Source organism: Acinetobacter sp. GFQ9D191M (assembly GCF_011174875.1).
Lineage (GTDB): Bacteria > Pseudomonadota > Gammaproteobacteria > Pseudomonadales > Moraxellaceae > Acinetobacter.
Genome location: NZ_JAALGV010000160.1, coordinates 1 through 2,090, shown reverse-complemented (window position 1 = coordinate 2,090; position 2,090 = coordinate 1). Strand labels below are relative to the sequence as shown.

The 2,090-nt window shown below is 38.3% G+C and carries 2 protein-coding genes; both read right to left on the bottom strand.

Features of this window, described 5'->3' with window-relative positions; all coding sequences use genetic code 11:
* Nucleotides 1–372: 372 nt before the first annotated feature.
* Nucleotides 373–690 (bottom strand): NGG1p interacting factor NIF3, encoded by a 318-nt coding sequence (locus tag G5T77_RS16765; protein WP_166139647.1) that lies wholly within the window; start codon nt 688–690, stop codon nt 373–375.
* A gap of 17 nt (nt 691–707) precedes the next feature.
* Entirely contained in the window at nt 708–1,589 is an 882-nt protein-coding gene (locus G5T77_RS16760; protein WP_166139646.1) for a LysR substrate-binding domain-containing protein, read from the bottom strand.
* Nucleotides 1,590–2,090 lie beyond the last annotated feature (501 nt).

Here is a 2,090-nt window from a genome sequence, read left to right as displayed (position 1 = left end):
ACTTTAAATGTGACTTGTTCCATTTTAGAGATTTGTTTAAGATAAGATATAACTCATTGAGATGTGTCATAGTATTCGTCGTTAGAAAACAATTATTGTGACATTATTTCAATGAGTTATCTATTTTTGTCGTGTACAGAGAATTTACTTAATATTTGATGACATGGATGTCGCTTAATTAAGTATATTAACCCGAATCCTGCTTAAGCCGATGACTTCATAATTTGAATTGTTGGCTTATTTTTATGGATCAGTTGATATGCACACAAGGACGCGTAAATCCCTCCTAATAATAAAAGCAGATTGGGTGTTTTTAATATATAGACGGCACATCAACACTAATGCACCGTCGGTTTATATCACTTCTAAAATTTAAACTTTTATATCTAAGAGCTGTATAAATTCAAATGCCGGTTCTTCATAAGGATGACTGTCTTTTAGAGCCTTAGCCACTTCAACAGCCTTTTCATCAGGTACAAGAATTTCGACCCGCCATTCTTCCACATTTTCCAGCTGGCCGATTTCCCCAATATGAGGATCTGCACCGCGCTGTGGCTTAAATTGTCCAGTTCCCAGTACTTGCCAGGCACAGTCGGTATATTCACCAATCCCACCTGCACCTGCTGCAAAGACAGCCTTCTTGGTTTCCTCCAGGTTTTCATCTGGTACGTAATAAATCAGTTTAAGCATATATCCCTACAAGTTTTTCAAGCATTTACCGTATTGTTAAGGGCTTCGGTAATAATATTCAATGCTGGATTTTGAGAGTTCTTGTTAAATGTTGCATATAGTTCTACCTGGGGTAAAGGTCGATCTGTCTGAATCACTTTCACTTCATCATTCAGGAAACGTAATAAATAATCGGGAGCAAAACTGAAACCCATCCCCATATTGATCAGGTTAATATGCTGTAGCACATTGGTCGCCCACAGCACCTGATCGTGCTTTAGCTGATCAAAGGACATCAAAGCATTCAGTCTTTCGTAAAATACAGGTGATGCATTCTGATCACACATAATAATCGTATGATTTTTCAGTTCCTGTAATTTCAGTATTCGATCGGTTGGGTGCAAATGCTTGGCTGCAACCAAGTGAATTTGCTCCGTCAATAAATGAATATTGTCAAAATCTGGATGATCTAGCTGAAAACGGGTAATACTTAGATCTAGTTCAGCATTTTTTAGACGTTGAAGCTGTTCCAGACAGAACAGGCTATGCAGATGAATTTTCAGATCTGGCATGGTCTTTTTCAACTTGGCCAAAATATGTGGCATGACTTTTAGTTCGGCAACATTCAGAAAACCAATATGAATCTGGTTATTTTTCTGCTGGGCCACCTGTCGTGCTGACGCAACGGCCAATTTGGCATTTTCTAGAGCTTTTTCTGCATAGATTAAAAAGGCCTTACCTTCATCAGTTAAATGTATTTTCCGTGAAGAACGCTCAAACAGGTTAACGCCAACTTCCTGCTCCAGATCTTTAATCTGCTGGCTTAAAGAAGGTTGAGCCGTAAACAGCTTTTCAGCAGCCCTAGTGAAACTCTGCTCCTGCGCCACGGTAATAAAATAGCGTAAATGTCGAAGTTCCATAGATTGCTCACTTCAAAAAATAGGTGCTTATCTTACGATTTAGGCCAACCCATTGAAAATATTAATAGATCAATAGCTTATACGAATACTCATATAACTATCTTCTATGCATGGCCAGACTTTGCTCCTCATACATTTATGCATGTTTCAGGTATACACATGGTGCCTTGCATGACGCAGTATTTAATACTGATGTTCTGGTGAAGATTGGGAACAGGCAGCTGAATCTTTGAACTAACCATATCTGGATGTGATTCGGATTGCTTCTCATGATGTTATAAACCCTAGAATGGCAAGTCTGAAATTCATGAATCTGTGTAATTCTGGTTAGGCCGGTTGGTTATATCACTTGGTGTTATCAGGATAGTATTAATAATGCTTTTGTTTATTAAAATACGCTGAAGGTAACGTTAAAGCAGATTCAACCCACTGTTTAGCAATAAAAAAGCCACCTTTCGGTGGCTTTTTTTAAATCTGTTGTGTCCCGTCCTGAAATAAGTT